The sequence below is a fragment of the Corallococcus praedator genome (assembly GCF_003612125.1).
Taxonomy (GTDB): Bacteria; Myxococcota; Myxococcia; order Myxococcales; family Myxococcaceae; genus Corallococcus; species Corallococcus praedator.
On record NZ_RAWI01000395.1, the window covers coordinates 1 to 8,356 of the forward strand.

The following is an 8,356-nucleotide window of genomic DNA, read 5'->3' on the forward strand; positions in this document are numbered from 1 at the left end:
CTTCTTCGTGGAGGAGCAGCGCTTCGCGGCCCGCGCGGAGGAGGTGGCGGCGCTGGTGGCCCGCAGCCATGTCCCGCCTGCGTCGGATCGCGAGGACGCGGAGGGCACGCTGGATGTCCTCTACACGTTCGCGGACGTGGAGCACTCCGTGTCGGGCGTTCGCACCCGCGCGGACTTCGCGGCGGGCATGGGGCACGGCTCGCAGGTGATGCTGCTGGTGGATCCGGAGCACCCGGGGATGCCTCGCGAGGCCGCCCATGCTCGCGCGCGGGCGTCCCGCATGGGCTGGCTGCCCTGGGGCATGGCCCTGGGCGCGCTGGTGGCCGCCGCGGGCTTCGGCTGGGAGGTGCGCCGGCTGTGGCGCAAGGAGGTGGTGCCCCTGCGCCTGGGCGCGCTGGTGTGGCTCACCCCGGACGACGGCTCTCTGCCGGAAGGCAAGGGCGAGGCGGAGTTCCCCGCGCACTACTTCCGCCAGGACGTGAAACAACCCGTGCGGGCACGCTGCCGCCCCCAGCGCGCCCCCGTGCGCAATGGCGGCAAGGTGCTGGCGGCCGTCGTCCCGAGCGAGCCCGGGTGGTGTCGGGTCATCGACGAAGAGCTGGCGCGTCAGCTGGGCTGGGTGCGCTGAAGCACGCCCAGGCAGGGCCGAAAAGTTGCCGGGCTCCAGGCGCCGTGTGACACACGCCTGTAGCTCTGCAACGTCTGGAGGCCTTCGTGCGCGTACGCTTCTCCCACCTCGTGCTGCCCGTGCTGATGCTCATGGCGCCGAACGCCGTCGGGGCCAGCAAGCGCAACGAGGCCGAGGAGGCGTACCAGCAGGCCCGCCGCGCCTACTACGCCCTCAAGGACGACGCGTCCCGCCGCAAGCTGCGCCACCACTGGCTCAACGTGGTGCACCGCTTCGAGGCCGTGGCCAGCCACTACCCCAAGAGCGACCGCGCCCCGGATGCCCTCTTCACCGCGGGCGATCTGCTCCAGGAGCTGAGCCGCATCTCGTTCGTGGAGGGGGACCTCCAGTCCGCCATCAGCGATTACTCGAAGCTGCTGGAGGCGCACCCCAAGCACCGGCTGGCGGATGACGCGGCGCTGGCGCTGGCGCGCATCCACGTCAACCGCCTGGACAAGCCGGACGCCGCGCGCAAGGTCCTCACCGAGTCGCTGGCCACCAACCCCAAGGGCGACCAGGGCAAGGAGCTCAAGGCGCTGCTCGCCTCGCTGCCGCCGTCCAACAAGGCGCCCTCCGCGAAGCCGACCGTGAAGCCGCTGCCTCCGACCCGGTCCCCCCAGGGCACCGCCGTCGCCGAGGCCTCGGCGCAGGATCGCTCCGCCCTGGTGGATGCCATCACCAAGCTCGCCCGCGAGCCGTCGTCCGCGCAGACTCGCGTGGAGCCGACGGCCCCCGCCAGCGTCCCCACGAAGGAGCCCGCGGTGGTCATCGCGGATGCGCCCACCGTCGCGGACAAGGCCATGGAGGCGAAGGACGCCGCGAAGGCTCCCGCCGACGTGAAGGCCCCGGAGTCCAAGGGCCCCGAGACCGTGGCCTCCATGCGTGGCACCGTGCTCCAGCCCGTGGTGAAGCCGGACACCCACGCCGAGCCCGCGTCCCGGCCGGAGTCGAAGCAGGCCGAGCCGGAGGTCGTCGCGTCGAAGCCTCCTCGCGCGGTGACGGTGTCGCCCATGCCGGAGGCCCCGCGTCCGGTGACGGCGCCGGTGGATGCGCAGGTGGCGCAGGCCCGGCTCAAGGCGGTGGCGAGGCAGTCGCGCAACGCGGAGCTGACGCTGGCGGAGCAGCTGGGGCTCAAGGTGCGCCGCGTGGTCATCGATCCGGGCCATGGCGGGCACGACTCGGGCGCGGTGGGCAAGGAAGGCACGAAGGAGAAGGAGGTCGCGCTGGCCATCTCCCGGAAGGTCGCGGACGGCCTGCGCGAGAAGGGCCTGGAGGTGGTGCTCACCCGCGACGACGACACCTTCATCCGCCTGGAGGACCGCGCGAAGCTGGCGAACGAGGCGCACGGGGACCTGTTCATCTCGGTGCACTGCAACTCGGCGGCGACGCACAAGCTGCGCGGCATCGAGACGTACACGCTCAACACGTCCGCGGACCGCTACTCCATCCGTCTGGCCGCTCGGGAGAACGCGTCCTCCGAGAAGGGCATCAGCGACCTGCAGTTCATCCTGGCGGACCTGGCCACGAAGGCGAACACCGAGGAGTCGTCGCGGCTGGCGAAGTCCGTGCAGCACAGCCTGGTGACGGGCCTGTCCACGAAGTACGACGGCATCAAGGACCTGGGCCACAAGGAGGCGCTGTTCTACGTGCTCCTGGGCGCGAAGATGCCGGCCATCCTGGTGGAGACGTCCTTCCTGTCGCACGTGGAGGACGAGAAGCGCCTGGCGTCCGAGCGCTACCAGGACGAAGTGGCGAAGAACATCGTGCTGGGAGTGGAAGAGTTCCTCGGAGACCGCCGCCGCGTGGCCAAGGTAGACTGACGCTCGCGTCGTCACCATGGCCGAGCAGTCTCCCCCGTCCGTCCCCCGTCCGTCGCAGGACCCGAATGCGCCCCCGTTCCAGACGGAAGCGGACCTGCGCGCGTGGCTGCGGGCGGAGGGCCTGGAGCACGTCTCCCGCCTGAGCCTCGCGTTGCTCACCCCGCGCGTGGAGGCCGCGTACCTGCCGCAGGTGCGCGCGGTCATCTCCCGCCGCCGGCTGGTGGAGCTGCTGGCCACGGACTCGCTCGACCGGTGGACGGCGGAGATGCTGCCCACGCCGCGCATGAGGGATCTGCTGCCCAAGCTTGCCTGGCGCTACGTGGAGGAGGAGCGGGCAGGCGCAGCCGAAGCGCGCGCCTCGCTGGCCGAGCGCCTGGCGCCTCCCGCTGATCCGCGTACACACCCGGTCCACGGGATGCTGATCGCGTGGCGGGCCCTGGTGCCGCCGGGCGTGGCGCCGCGCCCGGCGCGCGCGCTGTCGCTGGACGCGCTGGTGGAGGAGCCGGAGCCGCCGGGCTTCCGCCTCAAGGAGACGCGCATCTCCGAGCTGCCGGTGGGCCCGGCGCCCAGTGTCTTCATCCTGCCGGACGCGCGGCTGACGTTCAGTCCCTCGGCGCTCACGGTGGAGTGTTCGTGCGGCGCGACATTCTGCGTGCACCAGTTGGCGGCGGTGGACACCACGCTGCTCTGGTTGCGACAGCGCTTTACGGAAGCCTTCGGCGAGACGCTGGAGGAGCTGGTGCGGCCCCCGTGGGCGCGGACACTTCGCGCGCTGGAGCGGGCGGTGGAGGAGAGCCCCGGTGGTTCGGGCGGGGTGGAGATCTCCTGGCGCGTGGACGTCATCGACGGGTACGGCGTGGAGGTCTCGCCCTACGTGCACCGGCGCACGAAGAAGGGCCAGCGCACGCTGGGCGCGAAGCTGGGCCGGCGCAAGCTGTTGCAGGAGTACGGCTCGCAGCTCACCGCGTCGGATTCGCGCATCGCCGCGCTGATGGCGGACAACGAGGCCCCGGCGTCACGCGCGCTATTGTTCGAGCTCATCGACCATCCGCGCATCTACCTGGAGGGGCTGGATCCGGACCTGCTCGTGCGCATCGAGCGCCAGAAGGTGGGGCTCGTCGCCGAGGACCGGGGCGGCACCGTCGTGGTGAACGCAGGCGTGGATGGCACCGCGCTGCCGGCGGCGATGCTGGAGCGCGTGCGCAAGTCGCGGCCGGAGGAGGCGGTGTTCCTCTGGGATGAGGGGGCGCGCCTGCTCACCGTGCTGGACGTGAGCCCGGAGGTGCGCGCGCTCACCACGGTGCTGCTGCGCCACGGCAACGCGTTCCCCCCGGAGAGTCACGGCCCGCTGTTGGAGCAGCTCTCCAAGTTCTCCATGCGCCTGCCGGTGGCCATGCCCCGCAGCGTGATGGGAGAATCCGTGGCGCCCGGGCAGCATCCGGTGCTCCGGTTGGAGGGACAGCCCGGGGGCGGGGTGCGTCTGGAGTTGCGCCTGCGTCCGCTACCGGACGGGCCCTCGTTCCTGCCCGGTGAAGGGCCGCGCGACGTGCACGTTCGGCGCGGCACGGCGTCCTTCCACGCGGTGCGCGACTTCGGGCGGGAGCTGGCGGCGGCCTCGGCGCTCCAGGCCCAGTTGCCCTTGCACTCGGCGGAGCCGCAGGACCAGCCGTTCTGCTTCCTCTTCCACAGCGCGCAGGGCGGGCTGGCGGTGCTGGCCGTGTGCGCGGACTTCGAGCCCCGGCCGGAGCTGGAGTGGGTGGGCCCCTCCATGCGGCTCGTGGAGAAGCGGGGCGCGCAGGACCTGAAGGTCGTGCTCCAGCGCAAGCGCGACTGGTTCGGTGTGCTGGGCGGGCTGGCGGTGGAAGGCGAGCGGGTGGAGCTGGCGCGCCTGCTGGACGCCGCCCGGCGCAAGGAGCGCTTCGTCCAGGTGGACGCGAACACCTGGGTGGAGATCGAAGCGGCGCTGCGCGAACACCTGGAGAAGCTGTCGGATCACACCTACGCGTCCCGCCACGGGCTGGAGGTGGGCCCGTCCGCTGCGGAGGCCCTGGCGGGGCTGGGCTCCGCGGGCGCGGACATCGACGCCGATGCGTCCTGGAAGACGCTGGTGGAGCGCATCTTCGCGGCGAAGGAGCTGAAGCCCAAGGTGCCGGCGTCGCTCAAGACGGAGCTGCGCGACTACCAGCACGAGGGTTTCCGCTGGCTCACGCGGCTGGCGTCGTGGAACGCGGGCGGGGTGCTCGCGGACGACATGGGCCTGGGCAAGACGGTGCAGGCGCTGGCGGTGCTGCTGGAGCGCGCGAAGCTGGGCCCCGCGCTGGTGCTGGCGCCCACGTCGGTGGCCTTCAACTGGCGGGACGAGGCGAAGCGCTTCGCTCCCTCGCTCAAGGTGACGCTCTTCTCCGAGACGGAGGACCGGGGCGGCACGCTGGAGCGGCTGGGCCCTCGCGACGTGCTGGTGCTCAGCTACGGCCTGCTCACGCGCGACGTGGAGCGGCTGGCCGCGCAGCGCTTCGCCACCATCGTCTTCGACGAGGCCCAGACGCTGAAGAACGCGGCCACGCACCGCTTCCGCGCGGCCCGGGCGCTCCAGGGGGACTTCAAGTTCGCGCTGTCCGGCACGCCCCTGGAGAACAACCTGGGCGAGCTGTGGGCGCTCTTCGCCGTCGTCTTCCCGGGGCTGCTGGGCAGCCTGGAGGCGTTCCGCGCCCGCTTCGCCGCGCCGATTGAACGTCAGGTGGATCCCACCGCCGCGCCCGCGCTGGCCCGGGTGCTCCAGCCGTTCCTCCTGCGTCGCACCAAGGCGCAGGTGGAGGCCCAGCTTCCGCCGCGCACCGACGTGCACGTGCCCGTCGTCCTGTCCGCGCCGGAGTGGACGCTCTACGAGGACGCGCGGCTGGCGGCCCTGTCGGACCTGGAGACGCGCAAGCCGAAACTGAAGGAGCAGGAGCGGCGCATCGAGGTGCTGGCCGCGCTGACGCGGCTGCGGCTGCTCGCGTCCCACCCCCGGCTGTACGACCCGGTGTCCAAGCTGGAGTCCTCCAAGCTGGAGCGCTTCATGGAGCTCATCCAGGAGCTGCGCGAGGAGGGACACCGTGCACTCGTGTTCAGCCAGTTCACGTCACACTTGGCGCTGGTGCGCGAGGTGCTGGACGCACAGGGCATCGCCTACGAATACCTGGACGGGCAGACGCCCGCCGGAGCGCGGGCCGACCGCGTGCGCGCCTTCCAGGAGGGCGACGCACCCCTGTTCCTGATCTCCCTCAAGGCGGGAGGCTTCGGCCTCAACCTGACGGCCGCCACCAGCGTCATCCACCTGGACCCGTGGTGGAACCCGGCCGTGGAGGACCAGGCGTCCGACCGCGCCCACCGCATCGGGCAGCAGCGGCCCGTGACTGTGTACCGGCTGGTGGCTCGTGGGACCATCGAGGAGCAGATGCTCGCGCTCCATGAGCACAAGCGCGCCCTCGTGGCCGGCGTCCTGGAGGGCAAGGATGCGGCCGGGCGCCTGTCGACGCAGCAGCTGCTGGGGCTGCTCGCGCAGCGACTGCCGACCATCGACGTCGAGTCCGACGCGTCCAAGCACTGAGCCGGTTCCGGAGGAGGCTTCCCTGGGTTTTTCCCGGGGCCTTCGCACACCTGAACCGGCACTGAACAAACATTGAGGTAGTTTTGCGCGGCCCTTGGACTGAACGGTCGAGCAGTCCTGGGGTTCTGATCGCGCATGCCTACATGCAAGGACGATCAGGTGCGGACGTGTGGTGGGCGCGCAGGCGATCCATGATGTAGGGAAAGTTGCGTCAATCCGCGCGTCGGATCAGCAATGCCTACATGATCGGATTATCAGTGAGTCGGCACCAACACCAAGACATATCAAATACTGAATATGTATCAATCATTGTTCAATAAATCCAGACAGAGGATGCCCGGATGCAATTGATTGCATTGATATGCGTGATATTTGATGTTTCACGACGGGTTCAGGGGGAAGAAGTGCCCGATGGGGCCGTTCCCGTGGCCCACGGCGAGCGGGTAGCGCAGCGCGGCCGTGACGTACTCCTTCGCGAGCCTCACGGCCTCCAGCGGCGCGCTGCCCAGGGCGAGCCGCGCGGCGATCGCCGCGGACAACGTGCACCCCGTCCCGTGCGTGTTCGGCGTCTCCACGGGCTCGATGGCGAGCGTCTCCAGGTGCTTGCCGTCGAACCACACGTCGGTGCCTCGCAGCGCGCCCTGCATGCCGCCGCCCTTCACCAGCACGGCACGGGGGCCCAGCGCGTGGATGCGCCGGGCCGCCTCGCGCATGTCCTCCAGCGTTTCGATGTCCATTCCCGCGAGCAGCCGCGCCTCATGGCGGTTGGGCGTGAGGATCGCGGACACAGGCAGCATCCGCGCCCGCAGCGCCGCCACCGCCGCGTCGTCGATGAGCTGCGAGCCCGCGCGCGACACCATCACGGGATCCACCACCACGGGCCCCATGGGGAGCAGGCCCAGCTGGTCCGCTACGGCCTCGATGATGCCCCGGTGGGCCAGCATGCCCACCTTGACCGCGTCCACGCGCATGTCCGACGCCACGGCGGACACCTGCGCGGTGACGGACTCGGGCGGTAGCAGGTCCACGCGGGTCACCCCGCGCGTGTTCTGCGCGGTGATGGCGGTGAGCGCGCTGGTGCCGTGGACCCGGTGGAAGGAGAAGGTGCGGAGGTCCGCCTGGATCCCCGCGCCACCGCCGCTGTCCGAGCCGGCGATGGTGAGGGCGATGGGGACAGGGAAGGGCGTCATGGCGCGGCATCCTACCGGGGCCCGCCCGCTTCGCGTCCCGGAAGTAGCGCGCGCCTGCGTGCTTCAGGGCCTCAGAACTGGCCCTGGCGCGCCTGCTCGAAGCCCACGCGGTGCTTGAGGTACAGCGTGTCCAGCATGTGGTTGCTGATGGGGTTCGCGTTGCCGTCGGTGAAGCGGTGCACCACCGCGCCCTTGCCCGCGTCCTTGATGAAGGCCAGCGGATCCACGGAGCCGCCCAGGCCGGTGAGCGTGGGCACGGGGTCCGCGTTGTTGACGTAGTGCACGTACTTGGGGCCGTCCGGGTACGTCGTGGACGCGGCGCCGAAGGTCTCCACGCTCAGGTGGCCCATCTTCGCCTCGACCTGCGCGGGGGACAGCCCGTCTTCGATGCGCAGCCGCTTCGCCACGTCGTTGAGCGCGCGAGCGGTGATGAGGCCGCCCTGGCTGTAGCCCACCAGGTGCACGTCGCGGCCGGCCTTCAGCTCCGAGTAGAGCGTGTCCGCCAGCGTGTCCACGGCGGGGTTCTTGCCCTTGTCCAGCTTGTCCGTCACGCACTGGGCCAGGTCCTTCACCAGCCCTTCCGTCGCGTTGTGGATGCCCACCACCTTCGCGCCGGACGAGTCCGCCAGCGCCTGCATCTCGTTCACCTGCCCCGGCGTCGTCGTCATGATGCCATTGACGTAGAGGATCGTCTTGTCGGGGTTCGGGTTGTTCTTCGGCGTGACGCCCGGAACGTCGCCCAGCTTCGTGCTGGAGGGCAGCGTCTTGCCGCCCGCGCCCACGAACATGCCGTCCTGCGCGCGGTCCGGCTTCGGGCCGCCGAAGAGGCTGGTGACCTCGCGCACCGTGGTGGCCTCGAAGACGCCCATGCCCATCTCGACGAAGCGGGGGATGTCCTTGATGCCACCCACCACCGCGTCGATGACGCCGCCCAGCAGCCCCTGGGTTCCCGCCTGCTTCGCGGCCGCCTGCGGGGCCACGGTGTTCCGCTGGGCCGGGGAGGACTCGAAGGAGGACTTCTGGAAGGCGGGCTGGTGGGGCGCGGGCTTCGTGGCCGCCAGCGGCTCCGTCGTCTTCCGGGGAGAGGGGG

At 70.9% G+C, this 8,356-nt stretch carries 5 protein-coding genes; 3 read left to right on the forward strand and 2 right to left on the reverse strand.

From position 1 onward, the window contains the following. From D7Y13_RS33860 to D7Y13_RS33870, 3 genes are all read left to right on the forward strand, one after another. The coding region (locus D7Y13_RS33860) for a DUF3592 domain-containing protein (RefSeq protein ID WP_120630902.1) at nt 1–628 on the forward strand (628 nt) is incomplete at its 5' end. Between the two features lie 125 nt (nt 629–753). After that, nucleotides 754–2,487, forward strand: coding sequence for an N-acetylmuramoyl-L-alanine amidase (locus D7Y13_RS33865; protein WP_120585403.1), 1,734 nt, complete (start codon nt 754–756; stop codon nt 2,485–2,487). 16 nt (nt 2,488–2,503) lie between these two features. Continuing rightward, nucleotides 2,504–6,076, forward strand: a complete 3,573-nt coding sequence (locus D7Y13_RS33870) for a DEAD/DEAH box helicase (RefSeq protein ID WP_120585401.1) — start codon at nt 2,504–2,506, stop codon at nt 6,074–6,076. A 380-nt stretch (nt 6,077–6,456) separates the two neighbouring features. Here the strand turns inward: D7Y13_RS33870 and thiD are convergent, their stop codons facing one another. Then, nucleotides 6,457–7,266 carry a bifunctional hydroxymethylpyrimidine kinase/phosphomethylpyrimidine kinase gene (gene thiD, locus D7Y13_RS33875; RefSeq protein ID WP_120585400.1) on the reverse strand — a complete coding sequence of 270 codons (810 nt, stop codon included), beginning with the start codon at nt 7,264–7,266 and terminating at the stop codon, nt 6,457–6,459. Between the two features lie 71 nt (nt 7,267–7,337). Next, entirely contained in the window at nt 7,338–8,246 is a 909-nt protein-coding gene (locus tag D7Y13_RS33880) for an alpha/beta fold hydrolase (protein WP_244222409.1), read from the reverse strand. Nucleotides 8,247–8,356 lie beyond the last annotated feature (110 nt).